The organism is Terriglobus sp. (assembly GCF_965201105.1).
In the GTDB taxonomy this organism is placed as follows: Bacteria; Acidobacteriota; Terriglobia; order Terriglobales; family Acidobacteriaceae; genus Terriglobus.
This window is the reverse complement of the sequence record NZ_OZ241741.1, coordinates 367,639-386,717: the sequence shown is the minus strand read 5'-3', so window position 1 is coordinate 386,717 and position 19,079 is coordinate 367,639. Positions and strand designations below refer to the sequence as shown.

20 protein-coding genes and 1 tRNA gene are annotated in these 19,079 nt (G+C 62.3%); 9 read left to right on the top strand and 12 right to left on the bottom strand.

The annotated features are described in order from the left end of the window. Positions 1-21 precede the first annotated feature (21 nt). The 3 genes from ACOFKT_RS01645 to ACOFKT_RS01635 all read right to left on the bottom strand — a co-directional run bounded on the left by ACOFKT_RS01645 (position 22) and on the right by ACOFKT_RS01635 (position 2,409). Positions 22-402 (bottom strand): hypothetical protein, encoded by a 381-nt coding sequence (locus ACOFKT_RS01645; protein ID WP_419805701.1) that lies wholly within the window; start codon positions 400-402, stop codon positions 22-24. Then, a complete protein-coding gene (gene trbJ / locus ACOFKT_RS01640; RefSeq protein ID WP_419807076.1) occupies positions 402-1,106 on the bottom strand; it encodes a P-type conjugative transfer protein TrbJ in 705 nt (234 codons plus the stop codon). Before trbJ ends, ACOFKT_RS01645 begins: the two co-directional genes overlap by 1 nt. Positions 1,107-1,338: 232 nt before the next feature. Further along, a complete protein-coding gene (locus ACOFKT_RS01635) occupies positions 1,339-2,409 on the bottom strand; it encodes a hypothetical protein (RefSeq protein WP_419805700.1) in 1,071 nt (356 codons plus the stop codon). Between ACOFKT_RS01635 and ACOFKT_RS01630 the strand changes: the two genes are divergently transcribed. Then, positions 2,408-4,246, top strand: a complete 1,839-nt coding sequence (locus ACOFKT_RS01630; protein ID WP_419805699.1) for a hypothetical protein — start codon at positions 2,408-2,410, stop codon at positions 4,244-4,246. The genes ACOFKT_RS01635 and ACOFKT_RS01630 overlap by 2 nt on opposite strands. Positions 4,247-4,337: 91 nt before the next feature. On the opposite strand, the gene ACOFKT_RS01625 is transcribed toward ACOFKT_RS01630, so the two are convergent. The 3 genes from ACOFKT_RS01625 to ACOFKT_RS01615 form a co-directional block, all read right to left on the bottom strand. Further along, positions 4,338-5,408: a site-specific integrase gene (locus ACOFKT_RS01625; RefSeq protein WP_419805698.1), complete on the bottom strand. Its 1,071-nt coding sequence runs from the start codon at positions 5,406-5,408 to the stop codon at positions 4,338-4,340. Positions 5,409-5,480: 72 nt separating this feature from the next. After that, positions 5,481-5,557, bottom strand: a tRNA-Ile gene (locus ACOFKT_RS01620). A gap of 403 nt (positions 5,558-5,960) precedes the next feature. Then, positions 5,961-6,242: a hypothetical protein gene (locus ACOFKT_RS01615; RefSeq protein WP_419805697.1), complete on the bottom strand. Its 282-nt coding sequence runs from the start codon at positions 6,240-6,242 to the stop codon at positions 5,961-5,963. An 80-nt stretch (positions 6,243-6,322) separates the two neighbouring features. Between ACOFKT_RS01615 and ACOFKT_RS01610 the strand changes: the two genes are divergently transcribed. From ACOFKT_RS01610 to ACOFKT_RS01590, 5 genes are all read left to right on the top strand, one after another. After that, a complete protein-coding gene (locus tag ACOFKT_RS01610; RefSeq protein WP_419805696.1) occupies positions 6,323-6,931 on the top strand; it encodes a D-glycero-alpha-D-manno-heptose-1,7-bisphosphate 7-phosphatase in 609 nt (202 codons plus the stop codon). Further along, positions 6,915-7,232: a DciA family protein gene (locus ACOFKT_RS01605; protein ID WP_419805695.1), complete on the top strand. Its 318-nt coding sequence runs from the start codon at positions 6,915-6,917 to the stop codon at positions 7,230-7,232. Before ACOFKT_RS01610 ends, ACOFKT_RS01605 begins: the two co-directional genes overlap by 17 nt. 10 nt (positions 7,233-7,242) lie before the next feature. Then, positions 7,243-7,638, top strand: coding sequence for an Asp-tRNA(Asn)/Glu-tRNA(Gln) amidotransferase subunit GatC (gene gatC / locus ACOFKT_RS01600; RefSeq protein WP_419805694.1), 396 nt, complete (start codon positions 7,243-7,245; stop codon positions 7,636-7,638). 67 nt (positions 7,639-7,705) lie between these two features. After that, complete coding sequence (gene gatA, locus ACOFKT_RS01595) at positions 7,706-9,157, top strand: Asp-tRNA(Asn)/Glu-tRNA(Gln) amidotransferase subunit GatA (RefSeq protein WP_419805693.1); 1,452 nt, start codon at positions 7,706-7,708, stop codon at positions 9,155-9,157. Between the two features lie 167 nt (positions 9,158-9,324). Beyond that, on the top strand, positions 9,325-9,606 hold the full coding sequence (locus tag ACOFKT_RS01590; protein ID WP_419805692.1) for a hypothetical protein: 282 nt from the start codon (positions 9,325-9,327) through the stop codon (positions 9,604-9,606). A gap of 193 nt (positions 9,607-9,799) precedes the next feature. Here the strand turns inward: ACOFKT_RS01590 and ACOFKT_RS01585 are convergent, their stop codons facing one another. Together ACOFKT_RS01585 and ACOFKT_RS01580 are read right to left on the bottom strand one after the other, a co-directional pair. Beyond that, positions 9,800-10,480 carry an FmdE family protein gene (locus ACOFKT_RS01585; protein ID WP_419805691.1) on the bottom strand — a complete coding sequence of 227 codons (681 nt, stop codon included), beginning with the start codon at positions 10,478-10,480 and terminating at the stop codon, positions 9,800-9,802. After that, complete coding sequence (locus ACOFKT_RS01580) at positions 10,461-11,189, bottom strand: hypothetical protein (RefSeq protein ID WP_419805690.1); 729 nt, start codon at positions 11,187-11,189, stop codon at positions 10,461-10,463. The genes ACOFKT_RS01585 and ACOFKT_RS01580 overlap by 20 nt, the downstream gene beginning before the upstream one ends. A gap of 266 nt (positions 11,190-11,455) precedes the next feature. Between ACOFKT_RS01580 and ACOFKT_RS01575 the strand changes: the two genes are divergently transcribed. Beyond that, positions 11,456-12,001 (top strand): bactofilin family protein, encoded by a 546-nt coding sequence (locus ACOFKT_RS01575; RefSeq protein WP_419807075.1) that lies wholly within the window; start codon positions 11,456-11,458, stop codon positions 11,999-12,001. Positions 12,002-12,252: 251 nt separating this feature from the next. Next, positions 12,253-12,933, top strand: coding sequence for a hypothetical protein (locus ACOFKT_RS01570; protein ID WP_419805689.1), 681 nt, complete (start codon positions 12,253-12,255; stop codon positions 12,931-12,933). Between the two features lie 15 nt (positions 12,934-12,948). On the opposite strand, the gene ACOFKT_RS01565 is transcribed toward ACOFKT_RS01570, so the two are convergent. Further along, positions 12,949-13,959 (bottom strand): energy transducer TonB, encoded by a 1,011-nt coding sequence (locus ACOFKT_RS01565; RefSeq protein WP_419805688.1) that lies wholly within the window; start codon positions 13,957-13,959, stop codon positions 12,949-12,951. Positions 13,960-14,073: 114 nt separating this feature from the next. Beyond that, positions 14,074-15,141 carry a Holliday junction branch migration DNA helicase RuvB gene (ruvB, locus tag ACOFKT_RS01560; protein ID WP_419807074.1) on the bottom strand — a complete coding sequence of 356 codons (1,068 nt, stop codon included), beginning with the start codon at positions 15,139-15,141 and terminating at the stop codon, positions 14,074-14,076. Between the two features lie 97 nt (positions 15,142-15,238). Between ruvB and ACOFKT_RS01555 the strand changes: the two genes are divergently transcribed. Then, positions 15,239-16,216 carry a DMT family transporter gene (locus tag ACOFKT_RS01555; protein ID WP_419805687.1) on the top strand — a complete coding sequence of 326 codons (978 nt, stop codon included), beginning with the start codon at positions 15,239-15,241 and terminating at the stop codon, positions 16,214-16,216. 21 nt (positions 16,217-16,237) lie between these two features. Here the strand turns inward: ACOFKT_RS01555 and ACOFKT_RS01550 are convergent, their stop codons facing one another. Both ACOFKT_RS01550 and ACOFKT_RS01545 read right to left on the bottom strand, forming a co-directional pair. Next, positions 16,238-17,593: a flavin monoamine oxidase family protein gene (locus tag ACOFKT_RS01550; RefSeq protein ID WP_419805686.1), complete on the bottom strand. Its 1,356-nt coding sequence runs from the start codon at positions 17,591-17,593 to the stop codon at positions 16,238-16,240. Continuing rightward, positions 17,590-19,020: a CCA tRNA nucleotidyltransferase gene (locus ACOFKT_RS01545; protein WP_419805685.1), complete on the bottom strand. Its 1,431-nt coding sequence runs from the start codon at positions 19,018-19,020 to the stop codon at positions 17,590-17,592. Before ACOFKT_RS01545 ends, ACOFKT_RS01550 begins: the two co-directional genes overlap by 4 nt. Positions 19,021-19,079 lie beyond the last annotated feature (59 nt).

Genomic DNA, 19,079 nt, shown 5'->3' with positions numbered 1-19,079 from the left:
CGGAGCTGCATTGGTGCCCTCTCAGTACGGCTTGTACAGGTTGGTAGGCATGGTGAACATCACCTGCGCATCTGCTGCACAGACGATGCCTTCAGTGGATCGAGCCCAAGCAGCAGAAGCTCCGACTCCGGCCTGCTTGCATGGAGGGGAGATTTGTTTCGCTGTTTCCAAGTGAGCGTTGAGCCACATCTGAATAGCGGCTTCATCAAGTCCGTCCAGGGGACCTGCACCGGCCTGTTCAACGGTCTCCACAATGGCCGATGAGCTTGTTCCGCGCCGCAGGTTTTGCTTGCATCCGTAGAGCTGCCACATGCCAAGCAGGAGCAGCAGCGAGATACGAGTTCTTTCTCGTGTTTTCATGGATGAAACCTCATCATGGGTCACTTCAGGGGAAGAGAACACTAGTAGGGCTTGTAGAGGTGCGTTCCTTGGAAGAATCCGAGAGCGCGATGCTGTTCGTCCGATTGGCTAATCTGCTGAGCTTGGAAAGCTGCTTTCGCTTGCATGTCAGCCATCATCAACTGCCGCAGCTTCATCAACTCCTGCACCTGCATCGCGGCGATCTGGCTACCCACCTGAATCGCTTTGAGTTGTCCGTCGCTGCTTTGGGACATGCTCTGTAGTTGCTCGATCAGATCCTCTTCAGAAGAGAGCTGCTTTCCTTGCAGGCCGGCGGCGTCCAGAGCGGCCTGTGTGGTGTCCATGGTGGTCTTGGACCAAACAGCGTAGCGCTCTGCGTAGCTCGTTGAAGGTGTATAGCCAAGAGCTGCGAATCTGTTCGTGAACTGCGAATCCAAGCTCGCCATTGCGTACGAGAGCGCATTGCCGCGTTGGACGATCTGCTGAAGTCCGGTGAGGTCAGAACGGATCGGGCCGAAAAGCTGGGTGCCGACGATTGTGCCGTCCTTCAGTTGCTGTTCGAGCTGCTGCAGCTGCGTGTAGTACTGCTGCACTTGCTGCGAATACTGCATGACAAGCTGGACATTGTTTAGGAGCTGCGTGAACTCCGACGCAAGCGGGTATGGGCTTAGGCCACCCGCTCGCGCTTCCGGCACGGTTGTGTAGGTCAAAATGCCAGCGATGACGATTGGAGCAACGATCTTCACTCTCAGCACGGCGTATTCCTTTCTTGTGTTTTCATGGTTTTCCGCAGTTTCCCCGACCGGCTACTGCGGTTCTTCTGTTCTTCTGATCTGCTGTTCTATATAGGCGTACCCGGAAGTACAGCAATCCGTACCCGGAGGTACAGCAACGGTGTACCCGGAGGTACAGCAACGGCGTACCCGGAAGTACAGTAAGGACATGTGCATTTCCGAAGGGCTTGTGGACGCACATGCATCACTCTGGAGCAGATGGTCGGTGTCTCCGTATCCCGTAGGCAGACCGATTACCCGACGCGAAGCTCCGCTGAAGGAACGGTGCAGTCTGCTGTGAGAACCTGACCCCATTGCTCAGCACCTGTACATCGCAGCCGGGCCACATGGACCGGAGCAGCGTAACCATCTTTTTGGTCACGGGCTTGATGCGCCTTTGGTTCGAATCTTCAAGGCCGAACTGATCCCTTAGCAGCTCCCAAGAAACCAAGGACGGCGCTGCAGCCGTGTAAGCCCGCTTGTAAAGCCACATGAGCAGAGAGCCTTGGAGAGGCCTCCCCTTACTGAGCTTCCAAATGGCGAGCGGTATCGCAACGAAGTGCTCTGTGGCGGTTCTGACGATTGCTTCACTGAGCGCGACGGCATACCGCCCGCTGGCATCACCCGAATCACGTTTGGAGCTTCGATCGAGACTGGGCGGTAAATACCAGGATTCGAGGAATGCCGTATGTATCCCGAGATCCCCGGTGTCATCATGACGCTCTAGCGTGATGCTCAGGCCGGCAATGCGTGAGAGGCTGTCACGCAGATCCCTGTAGTTCTTTGCACAGATGGTCTTTCCAACATCTGCCAGATACTCGTAAGCCGATTTCCACTCCACGGTGCGACGCGGAGCTTCTCCTCGTGCTTGCGCCTCCCGAGCTTCTCGTACGACTCTGTTGAGCAGCCAGTGCAATAAACGGCTGTCGGTAGCAGTTGGAAGATCGACGCCCGGCCTATGCGCGGTGAAAGTGATCGTCACAAATGCGTTGTGAAAGCGGGTTCGACGCGTCACCTGCCGATCTCTCGTTGGCCGAAATGGAAGAGGGCAGTCGATGAGGACGTTAGCGGCCAGCAACCATTCTTCGGCAGTCTTAGCTTTCCCAAGCGAGCCATCTTCTGCTCTCTCCCGAACCTCCATGACAGCTTCAAGCAGATTGCTCAAGCCCTTCTGCTTTTCGACATGCGACGCTTCGCGCCCACGCTTGGCCTTTCCTTCGTCCAGCATGTTCGAGAGCTGAAGCGGCTGCGGGCTCCGACCTTGCCTCTCAGCCATGCGCCCTCTGATCGATGAATGCTGCTACGTCCTGGACGCGGAAATACACGCGCCGGCCATCTTTCTTTCGCATAGACCGCAGGCGTTGGGCCTGCTCATCCTGTCCGTGCATGCGGACTCGAATCGCATTCGCACTCTTGCTTTTCAACGCTTGTGCGAGTTCAGGAAGAGAGAGGCTGGCACCGAACTGCTTGATGAGGATTTCTTCTGTAGTCAACCGCAAACCTCCGCACTGAAGCGAAGACTAGAGGTGGTCAGCGGTATGATCTATCTCAGGGGGAATCTGTTGACACGTCACGCAGAGGTCTCGACGTTCGCCAGCCGGTGCATCGTTCCGGGTTGCGATGAAACGCTCCGAGTAGCCGTAGAAAAGTTCTCTGTTTTATGCGCTGCCGAGACCGCAAGATGCAGGCGCTGGCACCCGCAACAGGCGCTTGAGACGACCATCTTTGAGAGCTGGAAGAGCTACTTAGGTAATCTCCGCATACTTGCTCTTAGTGAGCAACTCGAATCACTCCGAGCATTCGACCCGGTAATCGGCTTACGCTCTTATAAGCTCTCGCTATCCATAGACAGGTATCTGACGCAGCTTTTTCGTCCCATTCAGGAGCAATCTGAACACCTTCACAATTTGCTAGCAATTGAGAACACCGGTGGCGAACACTCAAGCGAGCGCTCAGCGCTGGAAGCAGAGGTGGAGTGGACAGGTCAAGAGGAGACGCTTAGAGCCAGCGTTGACACTATACGAAATGTTTTGTTCCTGAGTCGTGGGCTGCTCTCGGCCAAAAGCGAGCACTCATGGAGCGCTAGGCACAAATCGGAGAGAGACAGTTCTGCTGATACGGCTCGCAAAGCTTGGTTTCATCCCACGTTGGTCGATGCTTGGCTAAGCCGGCGTTTCGGAGAGCCGACCCACGTTGAAGAGGATCAGGACTTCCCTAAGTTTTGTGCCTTCACCAGTCGGGGTGTGCTTTGCGAGCGGTTGACGGAATACGAGGCGTATCGGCGAGGCGAGACCTGCGATGCAGATATTTGGCAAGGCTTGCGTGTGCTTAAGCTCGACCGTTGTGCTCAACACCCTCACAATGCGAGGGCCCTGCCGACCTGGGGAGAAAGCTCGTCAGCCGAACTCGCACACTTCGTTCATGCTGAGAGTAAGTTCATGACCACTCACCCAAAGACTGGGCCATTTGGGGAGATGGTTTCTGAACCTCACAAACGAACGTGCCGCTTCTGTTCGCGCCGAACGGAGCTTTGGGCAGCGCTCCGCGAAGGGAAAGCTTTCAGCAGAGATCTCAGCTCAAACTTCTGCCGGCATCACCGGTCTCAACAGAAGGACGGCCAATGGGAGCGGCCAGATGGGCAGGATCTTGATTCATCAACCTATGAGAGCAGAGCGACTAAAGTTAAGACGTTCTTGCTAGAATTTGCACGTCTCCACGCCCACGCGGCACACAGGATCGAACCGATCCGAACCGCTCAGTCTGCATATCCAGACTTGTTCGTAAGTAACACGATTCGCACCACCGGCCTCGTTGGAGGCGAGCACTTCGAACTGTCCCGCATTGCATGGCAGATCGTCGAATGCAACTTAGACGACCGCAAGAAAGAGATCGTGATGAGGCTTTGCTGTAAGGAGTCTCAGGCGTCCATCGCAAGGGAGCTTGGAACAAGCAGGCAGAACATCGGTCGTATTCTTAACAGCATCCCTTCGTATTTTCGATTCGCAAAGCTTGCTCCTGGAGAAGCGATCTCTCTCCGCGACAAGATCGCCGCAGCCAAGCTGCTCTCGGACTCTTCAAAGAAGGGCAGAAAACACCCGATTTCAATAGCGTGAGGGCTCTCACGCTCTTGCCCCAGCTCTGCTGGAGCGTTAAGGTCTCACACCGTAAAGGCTGCATGACGGTGCTTGAGCACGAGCGTTCGATTCAGAGACGCTCATCCAGCCTGGAGACCAGATCCTCCGCCCGTAGATGGGTATAACGCTTAAGCATTTGCATGGATTTGTGACCACTGATTGCTGACACTTCCTGATCTGAGAAGCCAGCCTCTACAAAGCGGCTCACAGCTTCATGCCGGAGATCATGAAATCGAAGGTCTGCGAGCCCCTGTTCACGCTTTAGCTTGAGCCAGATAGGGTTGAACACGTAAGGCCGGCGCTTCTCGCTCTTTCCTGGCTCCCCATAGAAGATCAGGTCGGTGTCTTTTGGCCTGGCAGGATGACTCACCGCTTGGCGGAACAACTCCGTCGCATGCTGACTCAGGGGAACTGTCCTTGGTGTCGTGTTCTTGGTTTCAAGCAGCCGTACGATGCGTCGGGAGAGATCCACTTGTCCAACGCGTAGGCTGGTGATTTCTGAAGAGCGCATCCCAGTCTCCAAGGCGATACCGACGATCCAACGGAGCTTCGGATTGCTGTGCGCTGCAACGGCTTTCAGGATTTTCTCCTCTTCGTCTTTTGTGATTCTGCGGTTCCGGCCAGGCGTGGGAGCTGGACGGCGTATGTTCATGACCGGATTCATCGCAAGCCCAACGCCCCATTCTTTGATCGCGATCGTAAACAGGTGACCGAGCAGGGCGAGGTCAAGCCGCACAGTGTCATTGGAACGGGGGGTCGGCTTGCCATCGGCATCCTTGCGGTCCTCGCCGGCAAGCCGCGCGTCGCGGAACTTGGCCGCGACCTCGGGCGTAACGGCTGCCAGGGAATACTTGCCGAGCTCCGCTGTAAGAATGGTTGCGCGCTGGCGGTCTGAGACTTGGGAGCTGGGGCGTTTACCGGGCGTGATCTCCGCGAGGTAGCGCTTCACCGCGTCGGCAACAGTAAGGCGGTCGGCTCCGGCGCGCTGGATGTAGGCCCCGCGCACCATCTCGTCTTCGGTGCGCCGCGACCAGTCCTCAGCGTCGCGCTTCGTCCGGAAAGTCTTCGCTGTAGAGGGCCATCCGGTCTTCCGGATGAGAGCCTTCCAGGTGCCCGATTCGGTCTTGACGATGGTCGCCACGATGCCTCCGGTACAGTGCTCTGTACCGAGCACTGTACCGGAATTGTACCGAGAGGCGTTTTCAGGATGTTGTGGTGGGCCCACCAGGACTTGAACCTGGAGCCAAAGCATTATGAGTGCTCTGCTCTAACCAATTGAGCTATAGGCCCTTACGGCTGTTGCTGAGCTTTTCTCGCCCTCGCCGCTGAAACGATTGTACTGCCTTCCGGAGCCACTCACTACCGGATTATGAGTCCGCTGCTCTAACCATTGAGCTATAGGCCCGCCAGCGAAATTGTACTGGGTCGCCCACGCACACCGCAGATCCCCCTCGCTTCCGGCAAGTCGATCTTCACCTACTCACGTAACAACATGAAAGAATCACTGAATACGGGAGTAGTGCGTAACCCGATGCTCCCACGTTCAGGGGATGCGCCGCCCAACAGATTGCATCAATATGGAAGCAGTTCGTAACACAGACCTGGGAGAAGAGGGGCTTCGTTCATGCGAAGCCCCCATTTTTTGCTCCCGCGTCGTACCCGTCAAACCAGCGCACTTTGGTAACCGCCGCCTTTACTTCTGGGGAGTTGTCCCAGGTGTCGTGCCGGTTTCCCCAGGGGCAGACGGATCGAGATGTCCGCGAGCATTCTCCGGCGTCGCCGATCGGATGCTGGTGCCGCCCAGCCCGGCCGTGCTCGGGTTCTCGCCACGGTAGCCGGAGGGCTCCTCCGCCACGTGCGCCTGCCCGGCAGTCGCGGTTTCCTCGGCCGTCTTCTCGCTGTTCGCGGCCTGCGGCTTTTCGTCGCGCGTGGAAATCTGCGGATTCGTCCCGGCCCCGTTGTTGGTCTCGCTCATCGTGTTCTCCTGCTGCCGGTGGGTCCGCCACCCGCTGCTGTTGCGATGCGACAGAGCGCCCCGGCGGCTACCATTGCGGTATGCCCCAGCCCCTGCGTCCCGCGCTTTTCCTCGATCGCGACGGCGTCATCAATGAAGAGGTCGGCTACCTTCACCGCTATGAAGACGTGCGTTTCGTCCCCGGTGCCGCCGATCTGATCTCCACCGCAAACGCTGCGAGCATGCCCGTCATCGTCATCACGAACCAGGCCGGCATCGGGCGCGGCCTTTACACCGAGGCGCAGTTCCACACGCTCATGCAGGCCATGCGCGACGCACTGCAGCAACAAAGCGCAACGATCGACGCCGTCTATTTTTCCCCCTTCCACCCGGAACACGGCCTGGGCGACTACCGCCGCGACACCGAGTGCCGCAAGCCAAAGCCGGGCATGCTGCTGCGCGCCGCCGCCGAGCACGGCATCGACCTTGCCGCGTCGGTTCTGGTCGGCGATCGTTGCTCCGACATCGAGGCCGGTGCCGCTGCCGGTGTCCCTCACCGCTTCCTGCTGCGCGGCACCGAGGCCGGCCCCTGCACCTGCGCCACCCACACACCTATCGACGACCTCGCCACCGTAACGCAGTGGCTTACCGCCGTTCGCCGGCGAAACGCCACCACAAGCAAAGGCCGGCCCGATGCAGTCCCTGCGTGACATCCTGCGGTCCAGTCTGCGGACCTCGCTCGCGGCCCTCACGCCCTTCGACCGCGTTACCGCCGCGTGGCCGGTCGCAGCGGGGCACGCCATTGCCGAGCGATCGTCCATCGTCCGCCTCGATGGCACACAGGCCGCCGCGGAGGTACGCGACCCCGCCTGGCTCCCCGAGCTCCGCGCTAACACGCCGCGCCTCGTCGCCGACCTCGCGCGCGTCAGTGGCGTCGCGGTGACCGATATACTTTTCTTCGCGGCCGAACCGGGCACACGTCCCCGTTACCCGCGCACCTCCCGACCATGATGGCCCGACCATGACGCCCCCGACGATGCCCACAGACAGCAACAGTCCCGATCCGAACGCCGCACCGCCCGCACCCGCCCACGCGGCCACCGCCTCCGTCACGCTTGACGATGTGCGCCACGTGGCCGCGCTCGCCAGCCTCGACCTGACTGCGGACGAAGAACCGCGCATGCAGCGCGACCTGAACGCCATCCTTGCGCACGTCGCGCAGCTTCAGGAGCTCGACACCACCGGCGTTCCGCCCATGGCACAGGTTGGCGAACTGCTGCAGACTCCCGCCGCGCCCGCCGGCGGCGACCTCCGCACCGACGGAGAGCGCCCGTCCTTCCCGCGCGCCGCCATCCTCCACGAAGCCCCCGAAACCGACGGCCGCTTCTTCAAAGTCCCCAAAGTCATCGAGCGCTAACACGCCGGTCCCTGTTCCTGCTCCCTATTGCCTGTCCCCTGTCCCCTGTCCTTCCGAGAAAGCTCGCATGTCCCAAGACACCGAAACCACCCGCAGCGTCGCCGCGATCCGCTCCGCCATCGCCAACGGTGACGTGACCGCCACCGCGCTCGCACAGCAGCAACTCGCTCGCGTTCGCTCCCACGACCAAGTACCCGGCGCGGAGATCAACAGCTTCCTCTCCCTCGCCGAGGAACGCGCGCTTTCGCAGGCCGCCCGCATTGACGACCTCGCCAAGGCCGGCGACCCGCTACCGTCGCTCGCCGGCGTCCCGGTCGGCGTCAAGGACCTGCTCACCATGCAGGGCGCACCCGCAACCGCAGGCTCCGCCATGTTGAAGAACTACCACCCGCCCTACGACGCAACCGGCGTCGCCCGTCTCGACGCCGCGGGCGCCATCCTGATGGGCAAGCTGAACTGCGATGCCTTCGGCATGGGCTCCTCCAACGAAAATTCCGCCTACGGCCCGGTGCGCAACCCACGCGCGCTCGACCGCGTTCCCGGCGGCTCCTCGGGCGGCTCCGCGGCAGCCGTCGCGGCTGGCTTCTGCACTGCCTCGCTCGGCACAGACACCGGCGGCTCCATCCGTCAGCCCGCTGCCTTTTGCGGCGTCGTCGGCCTCCTGCCCACCTACGGCCGCATCTCGCGCTACGGCCTCATCGCCTTTGCCAGTTCGCTCGACCGCGTCGGCCCGTTCGCCAACTCCGTCGCCGATGTCGCCGAACTGCTGCAGGTCATGGCCGGCCCAGATCCCATGGACGCCACCAGCAGCCACGCCGCGGTCGACGACTACGTCGCCGCCGCCGGCACACCCGCCACGGGCATGCGCATCGGGGTTCCGCAGGAGTATTTCGCCGAAGGCCTTGACCCGGAAATTCGCGCAGCCGTCGAGCGCACCCTCGACCAGCTCCGCTCTGCCGGCAATACCGTGCAGCCCATCCAACTTCCGCACACGCAATACGCCGTGCCCACCTATTACGTGCTCTGCACCGCCGAGGCCAGCAGCAACCTGTCCCGCTTTGACGGTGTGCGCTACGGCCACCGTGCCGCAGGCGCGAAAAACCTGCAGCAGCTCTTCCGCGAAAGCCGCGAAGAAGGCTTCGGCGCCGAGGTCAAGCGCCGCATCCTGCTCGGCACCTACGCCCTCTCGGCCGGCTACTACGACGCCTACTACCGCAAGGCGCAGCAGGTCCGCACCCTGATCGCGCGCGACTTCCTGAGCAGCTTCGCCGAGGTCGACGCCATCGTCACCCCCAGCACGCCCGCACCCGCCTGGAAGCTCGGCGAGCGCGTCGACGACCCCATCAGCATGTATCTCGCCGACATCTACACCGTCGGCCCGTCACTCGCCGGCATCTGCGGCATCTCCGTGCCGTGCGGCGCCACGGGCACAGGGCTCCCCATCGGCGTTCAGGTGCTCGCGGGCCACTTTCAGGAAGCAAAGCTCCTGCGTGTCGCCGCGGCAATCGAAGCCACGTAACGTCATGAAGCACTCGCGTTTGTCATCCCGTAGCGAAGCGAAGGGATCTGCTTTCTTCCAGACCGCCTCTGCATTTCAAAATAAATTGCGTGGGGCTCGCGCAACATTTCCTACGCCTCTGTGTCCTACCTAACCGAAAGCAGTTTGGTAACACGGAGGGTAGCAACATGAAGATCACCAAAACGTTGACGAAGTGGATTACAGGCGCAGCTCTTGCCGGTGCGCTGATGTTTGCCGCACCGAAAAAGGCCGACGCGCAAGTCTCGTTCGGTATCTCGGTCGGCCACCCGGCGTATGGCTACGGCTACGGTTATGGGTACCGCCCGTATTACCGCCCTTACGGATATGCTCCCTACGCGTATGGGTATCCCGGCTACTACGGCCGCCCATACTATCGTCCTTACTATCACGCCTACTACGGCCGGCCTTACGGCTACCGTCATTACTAAGTAGCCTGTTACATCCAGTAACTCAGACTTTGCTCAGGCCGGTGCTCTTCAGCACCGGCCCTTCTTTATCACATCAGAACGATGCACCAACTTACTCGGAGTAAGTACAGCTGGGTAGAAGCTGCATTCTCTCCCGCATGTTTCCACTTACCCAAAGGCGCAAGCCCAATCCCTTTTCGGAGAGTGCGCTTCTCTATCCGGCATCAGCGCACCGCAACGGCCGGTAGTACCGCGCCTCCGGCTCCGCACAGCCGCGGCACAGCACCTCACCGTCCCGCTCCAGCTCACGCCCATAGCTGACGCCCTCGCCACACACCGCGCATGCCACCCGCGGCCCTTTGAACCCCGGGAACTCACGCGGAGGCAGCGAAACCTCCACCCACTCCGCCGTGAACAGCTCCGCATCGCTCAGTTCGCGATACGCCAACATCTGCGCTTCATTTTTCTTTTCCATGTGCGGATAACGCTGCCGCGCCAGATCTTTGGAGCTCTCCAGCGCCGCCACGCGCACGCCGGCGTACACGTCCTCGCCGCACACCCGCTGCAGGTCCACAAATGTCGCCGCCATCTTGCCCCAGTCCACAAACTTCAGCGCTCGTTTGCCAAGGCGGCAGCCCGTCACCACGCCGATCGCATCGGTCGCGCAGCGGTCAATCTCCACAAACGTGACCAGCCGCTTCCGGTCCGCCCCGCGCGGGTCAGCAACGCGGAGCAGCGCGCACGCAAACATGGCCATGCGCACCCCCAACACCTGCCCGGCACACAAATGGCCATGCGCCACCGCGGCGTCCGCCAACAGGATTTCGAGATCGAGAACCGGCGCGCGCTCCACTCCTGCTGCCGTCGCAACTGGCTCAATTGCCGTCGTCATCATCGCCATCCTCCACCAGCGCGGTCGAGCTGCCCACCACATCCAGGCTCAGCTTCTCGCCGCCCGTCGGCTGCAACGTCACCCGCATCGGCTCACGTTGCCATTTTGCCGGCTGGCATATTGGCCGCGCGTGCTCCGGCTGCGGCCACTTGCCAATGACACGGTCGATCGCGGCATGCCTCGATCCAATCTGCCACACTACCGCGCTCAGGCCGCCGCCCTTTGCCGTCGTATGCACGCCGCAGTACGCCGCGAAGTCGCGATACCACGTCACTTCGCTCACGCCTGGGTCAAAGTCCGGCAGGTGCAGCGCGCTCACCCGCCCCGTTACGCGGTCCACCAGCATCCACGGTCCCGGCTGCCATACCCAGCGGGCGCCTCGCTCGTCCGGCAATGTGTCGTTCACGTGCATTACGCGCTGCACGGCAAACGATCGCTCTGTGATCTCGTGAATCTCGCCTGTCGTCCACTCCTTCTGCCGCGTGTCCACAAACAGCGGACGCACCCGGATCGTTCCCGCCTCGTCCTCCTTCTCCTCCCTGGACACATCCGCCGCCACAAACGGCACCCGCTTCACCGGCCCCAGCGTCACGCTGTGCGTGCGCGGCGGCTTGGCCGGTTTCGCCTCGGGCTTCGCCGTCTTCCCGTCAGGCTTGCTCTGCGCAAACACGGTGATCACAGGCAGCAACAGGCAACAAACAAAGGAACGCATACGCGCAGCCTAGATGCTGCGTGGTGCTCTCCGCAACTGTAGCCACGTGTCCGCACATCCATGCGCACTTCGTCAATTTCCAGTCCCGCACGGAAGACTTTTCCGCACCGCGCAATCTTTGCCAACGCAGTGGCTACCGAGACGCGCGTAAGATGCTTTACAGAGCCACGGCAACGCCCGCGTGTTTCGCCCGCTGCGCCCGCACGCTCGTTGTCCTCGCCCTGCGACGACCCCCCATCACGATCCTGAAAGGAAGCCCCGACCAGATGTGGAAACCGAACACTCCCGGAACCGGCAACGCTAACCCGAACACACCCGAACCGATCCGTCCGAGTGTCCCCTCCGCCAGCCCCGCCAGCTTTGAGCAGCCCAGCACCCGCACGGCTACTCCGCAGGCGCCCGCGGCAGCCTCCGGTGAACAGGCCACCATCGGCAAAAGCCTCATGATCAAGGGCGAAGTCACCGGTTCCGAGTCGCTTTACATCGACGGCCGCATCGAGGGCACGATCAACCTGCCCGGGAATCGCGTCACCGTCGGCCGCAACGGCCAGGTCGCCGCCAACATCTCCGCGCGCGAAGTCGTCGTGCTCGGCAAGGTCCGCGGCAACTGCCAGGCCTCCGACCGGATCGATATCCGCAGCGAAGGTTCGCTCACTGGCGACGTTATCGCCGCCCGCATCTCCATCGAAGACGGCGCCTTCTTCAAGGGCGGCATCGACATCCGCAAGCCCGGCGGCGCCAGCGAAGCACCCAAGCCCGCTGGTCAGTCCCAGCAAACACTCGAGCCTGTTGCGGTCGAGTCCGCCTCGTAACTTCCGCCACCCCGAACAGCAAGCCCCGGCAACACGCCGGGGCTTCGTCCTTGCACAACCCAATGTCCGTGCAAGCTCACGAGCTTGATGTACACCAGCAAACATCACCTTTCTCAACAGCAGCACGACATCAACACCGCTCCGTCGCACCATAGCACTGTCATTTCGACCGAAGCACGCGCGCCCTTTGCGCGTGCGTAGCGGAGAAACCTGCATTTCGCCACCGCATGAACCACAAGGAGCCCAGCATCGTGAACGCACCCGCCTGCCGCACCTTGCTCTTACTCGCCGCGCTGCTGGCCTCCGGGAACGCCGCTTCGGCGCAAGCCACTGCGCCAAGTCCGTCGTCAGAGCCTGCGAACCAAGCTGCATCACAACAGGCGAACGACACGGCATCCGAGCTCCAAAAGCCCTCCACCCTGATCGCTCCCGCCGTCGATCACCTTAGCCAGGTCGTCAGCCAGGTGGAGCTCGAACGCTGGAAGGGCTCCTCACGCGACGAAACCGACAGCAATCTCCGCTCGGTCGAACGCAACGTCAGCACCACACTTCCCCAGCTCGTCACCGCGGCCGACGCGCAGCCCGCCTCCATCGCCGCATCGCTTCCACTGCTGCGCAACCTCGACGCCCTGTGCGCCGTCATGATCCGCGTCTCCGTCACCGCCCGCGCCAACGCCCCAACGCCGCAGGCCGAGTCGCTCAACGGCGCACTCACGGCCCTGCAAAGCGCCCGCAACACCCTCGCCGACCAGGTGCAAACCCTCGCCGCCGCCCAGGAAAAGCAGCTCGCATCGCAAGAACACGTGATCGCCTTCCTGAAGGATCAGGCCATCAGCAAGCAGGCCGCCGCCACGACGCCCCCACCACCCGCCACCAAACCGAAGCCCAGGAAAAAGTCACCAGTCAAACCAGCAGCAAAGCCGGTTCAGTAGCAGCGGTCATCTCGTTCAGCCGAACTGAAAATTCACGGTAATCGTGGTGTCCACTTCCGTAGGCTTTCCATTCACCAGGTACGGTTTGTACTGCCACTGACTCACCGCTTCCACCGCGGCCTCCGCCAGAGTGTCAGCGGGTGCGGAGATCACTTCGAGCGAACTGACTGTACCTTCCTTTGAGATGATCGCGTGCAGAAACACTGAGCCCGACATGTGCTTTTGCTTGGCTTCCAGCGGGTAGACCGGCGTTACCTTCTTCAGAATGCTTCCCGCCTGGATCTTCGCGTCCGTCCTCACCGCACCTGTCTGTGATGCACCCGTGTCGCCAGCATCGTCTGGCGGCGCCTGGTTCCATTTGGGTAGATTCGCCTGCAATAAACCGGGCGCCGCAACCAGCTTGGTTATCTGCAGCTTTCCTCGGTCGTGCCCGCGTTCAGACGCGGTAATCTGTTGCGCAAATGTCCGGTCGCCGAAGTGAGCGATGCTGTTGTAAGCCACATTGATGCCAAACGCCAGCTGTGTGAGCCGAATGACAGGCCTGTCTGCGGAAAGGCAATACGCACGAGTCATCACCCGTTTCAGGTACACATTATCCGCCTTCTTCAGCGGCTCCAGAATCACGCAGCGCAGGCTTACCGCGCCCACTTTCTCAGTCTTGTACGTTACCTTGCTCTGCCCGAGAACCTGATCGCTCATCCCAGGACGCAGTAACGCGTCAATCAGCAGGCGTTGCATGAACGTGCCGCTCATCGTGGGCGCGGGGACACCGATGTCCGCCTGGTCCTCCGGCGCGTAGTTCTCCGGAGAGTTGCTGTCCCGGATGGTACGCCGCAGGTACTCGGGCTTGGCGAACTCCTCGGTCCATCGTCCTTGGTTATCCGGCCTACCCAAAAAGTCTGCAGTCTCAAACGTCGCTTCCATTCGAAACGGCGTCGCACCCTCCGACTCCAGTTGCATCTGCCTGGAAGCAGTCTTCAGGTCAGCGAGCGTTTGCAGGTCAGCAGCACTCTGCGCCCGCAGCACAGGCAAGACGCACAACAGACAAGCAGGCAAGACAAGGGAAAACAGGCAACGCATCAGGCAGCTACTCCAGGGAATAGCCTTTGTTACAAGTTGCCGGGCCTCAGTGTCAATGCCCTATTCGAACAGCGTCGGCCGCTCGTACTGCTGCGCCTTCACCGGCGGCGCCAGCCCAAAGTGCTCATACGCCAGCCGCGTCACCACGCGCCCGCGCGGCGTCCGGTTCAGGAAGCCGATCTGCATCAGGAACGGTTCGTACACCTCTTCCAAGGCGTCTTCCTCTTCGCCCAGCGCCGCCGCCAGCGTGTTCAGCCCCACCGGCCCGCCGTCGTATCGCTCAATGATGAGGCGCAGCAGCCGCCGGTCCAGTTCGTCGAAGCCATGCGCATCCACTTCCAGCATCGTCAGCGCCGCCTGAGCCGTTGCGCGGTCGATCACGCCACCCGCGCGCACCTGCGCATAATCGCGCACACGCCGCAGCAATCGGTTCGCAATGCGCGGCGTGCCACGCGACCGCATCGCGATCTCCGCCGCGCCATCGTGGTCAATCGTCACGCCCAGCACCTCCGCCGAACGCTCCACGATGAACCGCAGCTCGTCATCGGTGTAGAACTCCAGCCGCAGCAGGATGCCGAACCGCGACCGCAACGGCGAGCTCAACAACCCTGGCCGCGTCGTCGCCGCCACAAACGTAAACGGCTGGATCGCCAGAATGTGCGTCCGCGCCGCCGGCCCCTGCCCAATGATGATGTCGAGCTTGTAATCCTCCAGCGCCGTGTACAGCTTCTCTTCCAGCACCGGCTGCAACCGATGGATCTCGTCCAGAAACAACACCTGCCGCTCGCGCAGGTTGGTCAGAATTGCCGTCAGGTCGCCCTGCTTTTCCAGCGCCGGTCCGCTCGTCTGCTGAAATCCAACACCCAGCTCATTCGCGATGATCGTCGCCAGCGTCGTCTTGCCCAGCCCCGGCGGCCCATACAGCAACACATGGTCCAGCGCCTCGCCGCGGCTCTTCGCCGCCTCCAGCGCAATCTGCAACTGCTCCTTTGCCTTGCTCTGCCCGATGAACTCCCGCAGCCACACCGGCCGCAGCTTCAGTTCCAGGTCCTCGTCTTCCGAACCGCGCACCGACGCACTCACCAGCCGGTCCGCATCGCTCTCCGCCCGCTTCGTCGCCCGCGTCAACTCAAAGCGCTTCTTGTTCAGAAAGTCCACAGCCCCGATGGTAAAGCAGCGGCGATGAGAAGGCGAAGCCCCGACGTCTCATTGCTACCCTGAACACATGCCCACATCCCAGAACAAGCGCCCCGCGCAGGCCGCCATCATCGCCGCCTTCGTCTGCGTCTATGTCTTCTGGGGCTCCACCTTTGTCGCTATTCGCTACGCCGTCCAATACCTCACGCCCGGCTTCGTCTCCGGCTTCCGCTATTGGGCTGCGGGCGCGATCATCCTGCTTTACCGCCTCGCGCGCCGCCAGTCCATCCGCATCGACCGCCGCGAAGCCCTCCGCCTGCTCATCCTCGGCCTCTTCCTGCTCACCGGCAACAACGTCCTGCTCGGTTGCGCGGAAAAATACATCACCGCCGGCTACGCCTCGCTGCTCACCGCCAGCGTGCCCATGCTCATCGCGCTTTTCGAAACGTTCATCCCCGGCGGCGAACCGCTCAACCGCACCGGTTGGCTCGGCACCGCGCTCGGCATGGGCGGCCTGCTTCTGCTGCTCACACCCGTGCTGCGCCATGGCCTCGTCCTGCACGGCCACACATCCTCCGCCGACAATGCCCTTGCCCTCGGAACCGTCATCCTTCTCTTCGGCATACTGTCGTGGGTCGCCGGCTCGCTGATCGCCGGCCGCTACCCTTCGCGTTTCGACCCAACACTCGGCGCCGCCTGGCAGATGTGCATGGGCGGCACGGTCAACGTCCTCATCGGCACCGCGGCAGGCGGCTGGCACACCGCCATCTGGACGCCCCGCGTTTTCGCCGCCCTGGCATGGCTCTCGATCGCCGGCTCACTCGTCGGCTATTCCTGCTACATCTTCCTGCTTGAAAACGTGCCCGTCGCCAAGGTCGCCACCTACGCCTACGTCAACCCCATCGTCGCCGTCATCCTCAGCGCCATCTTCCTACACGAATCCCTCCACGGCCAGCAGTGGATCGCCATGGCCATCATCCTCGCCGCCGTCGCCATCGTCACCGCCTCCAAGGCAAATCCCGCCCCCGCTCGCCCACTCCTCGAAGAACGCCCCGAAGCCACCTGACCTACTTTGCCACGCAAAGTCTCACGCCGCCAGCACCTGCTTTGCCGCCCGCAACCCACTCCGCAACGCCCCGTGCACCGTGCCCCAATGCCCCGTCACATCCGTGTGCTCGCCCGCGAAAAACAACGTCCCTTCCACCGGCTCACTCATCTTTGCCGACGCATCCACCGCACCCACCGGCACCCACGAATACGAACCGCAAAACAGCGGATCGCGCGTCCAGTCATGCATGTGGTGCGACTTCAATTCATTCAACACCGCCTCGCGCTCCAGCCCAAAAATCCGCGCCAGCTCCGAGCACGCCAGGTGCGCAATCGCATGCTCATCCAGCGACGCGAACGCATCCGCATGCGGTCCGCCCGTCCACGCCGTCACCACCGCACTCTCCTCCGGAAAGTTCGTCCAAAACACCGGAAAGCGCGGATGCAGAACCGAACCCGGATCGCGATCCGCATCGATCAGAAAGGATAACCGCTTCAAATCCTCACTGCGCGGATGCTCCAGCTCCGCCCACCACCGCCGCTCGAACACGAGCGAAATCCGGCACACCTGCCCCATCCGCATCCGCTGCGCGTGCTGCAGCACCATGCCCGGTTCGGGCGTTATCGGTACGGTGCCGCTCTGCAGAATGCCCAGCGGCAGCGTAACCACCGCAGCCTCCGCGCGCACGCATTCGTCGTCCACCAGCTCCGCCGAAACCTCGCCGGGCTTCCACGCGATCGCCGACACATGCGTCCGCAGCCGAATCGTCCCGCCCGCCTCGCGCACCTTTGCCGCCAGCCGCTCCGCCACCTGCGCATAGCCGCCGCTCACGTGGTACCCAGCATCGCCGCCGACCTCATCCTCCGCCGCCTGCTGCACCGCCAGCGACCGCACCGACAACTCGTGCGCATCCGCCGCGTTGAATCCCTCCGCATACCCCGTCGCCGACGCCCGCGACTGCTCCGGCAAATCCTGCTCCGCCAGCCAGTCCGCAAAGCTCAAGTCCTTCGCCGGGTCCGCATCGCTCCATACGCGCAGCCGCTCCATTACATCGAACGCGTCCGGCACATCGCTCGCGTCACTGTCCCCGTCCTCCGCATATGCATCCGTCAGCGATCCATCCTTGTGGAACAGCAGCATCGCACCATCGCGCTCCACCGTGTCCAGCCCAAGCTCCTGAATCAAGGCAACCAGCTCCGGCGGCCGCCCATGCACGAACTCCGCGCCCAGCTCCACTGGCAGCCCCTCGCCGGTCACGTGCGTGCGTACACGCCCACCCACCAGGTCGCCCGCCTCCAGCACCGTCACCGCGCATCCGGCCTCCGCCAGCGCACGCGCCGCGCCCAGCCCGGCCATGCCCGCGCCAATCACCAGCACGCTTCGCGGAGCGCTCATGCGGTCACCACGTCTGCATCCCGCGCCAGCAACTCCTGCAACATCGCCAGCCCGTCCTCCCGCGAACGCACACGCCCCTCCAATTGCGCATCCTCGATCTCGCGCAACAGCTCCTTGAACCGTGGCCCCGGCTTCAGCCCCGCCTCAATCAGGTCACGACCCGTCACCAGCGGCGCCGCACGATGCTGTTCCTCGGGCACCGCGAAGTAATACTCCTTCGCGTACTCATACAAGCCCAACAGGTTATGGCTGCTCGTCACATCCAGCCAATGCAACTGCAAATGCTCCGGGAAATCCTGCAGCCGAAAGAATCGCCGCAGCGTCGACTGCTTCATGTTCTTCACATCGCCAAACCGCATGTGGTTCTCCACCAGCGAGACAACCTGGTCGATCTCGTCGTTCGAAAACCGCAAGCGGTTCAGAATCGCGCGCGTTATCGTCGCACCCACCTCTGCATGCCCGTTGAACCGGATGCGTGGCTTCTCATCCTTCGCATCCGGCGCGCGGTAGCACGGCGGCTTGCCAACATCGTGCAGCAACGCGCCCCACGCCAGCGTCGGCGCCACCCCCGCCGGCAGCTTGCTCAGCAGCAGCAGCGTATGCACCCACACATCGCCCTCAGGATGCCACTCCGGCGGCTGCTCCACGCCCTTCATACGCGCCACCTCGGGCAGCACATGCGGCAACAACCCGCTCTCATCCAGCAGCTCAAAGGCGCGCTTTGCGTGCCCCTCGGTCAACATGCGCGTCAACTCCTCGCGCACCCGCTCCGCGCTCACCTGCGCGATACTCGCGGCCTGCTGCTGCATCGCACGCATCGTCGCCGACTCAATCGCAAACTCAAACCGCGCTGCAAACCGCACCGCGCGCAGCATGCGCAACTTGTCTTCCTCAAACCGCCGCGCGGGATCGCCAATCGCACGCAGTACGCGCGCCTCCAGGTCTCGCTGCCCACCCACAAAGTCCAGCACACGCGCATGCAGTTCGCCCTCACGCAGCGCAAGCGGATCCAAGCCGACCGGATCCAGCAGCATGCCATTCACCGTGAAGTCGCGCCGCACCACATCCTGCTCCGGAGACTCCGAATACGTCACCTGCTCCGGCCGCCGCCCGTCCAGGTACACGCCGTCATCGCGAAAGGTCGCAACCTCGGTCCGCACCTCGCATCCGCTCGCCTCATGCGCGGTACACACAATTACCACGCCGAAATGCGCGCCCACGCCAAACGTCCGCTCAAACCCAAGCAAGACCTTTTCCGGCCGCGCGCTGGTCGCCACGTCATAATCCTTGGGCGCAATCCCCAAGAGCAGATCGCGCACACACCCGCCCGCGAAGTACGCCTGAAATCCCCGCCCCCGCAGCGTCTCCACCACACAGAGCGCCGCCTGAAACTCCTTCGTCGCCACCGCCTCCGCCAACCCCGCCATGCCTCGTTGGATGCGTTGCTCATGCTTTCGTTCCCTGGCATGCCGTGTCGCGCATCCAA